1 protein-coding gene is annotated in these 404 nt (G+C 47.5%); it reads right to left on the minus strand.

The features are described 5' to 3' along the window. Positions 1 to 300, minus strand: a 300-nt coding sequence (locus AACQ81_RS06170) for a helix-turn-helix domain-containing protein (RefSeq protein ID WP_237388514.1), incomplete at its 3' end; no start/stop codon positions are given. Positions 301 to 404 lie beyond the last annotated feature (104 nt).

Consider the following 404-nt stretch of genomic DNA (forward strand, 5'->3'; position numbering starts at 1 on the left):
TCGTGTGAGTATAACGCATTTCACCGGGCAGCCGCGATTAGCTGTGGCGTTTCTCGTTCTGATGAGTGTGTTTACAGCCACGGCGTTTACGTGTGTGAGCTTTTCCTGAGCGATGAAATCTTTTAGATGACGGCTTACCGTTCTTTCATGAATACGTAAGGCTTGGGCAATCATCTGAGCTGTCCAGCCCTCTGATGCCAAAAGCACGGCCTTGATGCGATCACAGGCTCGACTATCACGAGTCGTATCGGGCATCAATTCGAGGGCGCGTTTTTGGTCTGGTGTCAGATGAATTTTCATGGCTGCAAGCATGATCGGGTTTGGTTAAGAGAACCATCATACTTTACGGGTGTTGCAGTCGTTCCAAAACAAAAAAGCCATAAGCCACACACAAACAAATATTT

The organism is Xenorhabdus sp. Sc-CR9, from assembly GCF_963897815.1.
Lineage (GTDB): Bacteria > Pseudomonadota > Gammaproteobacteria > Enterobacterales > Enterobacteriaceae > Xenorhabdus.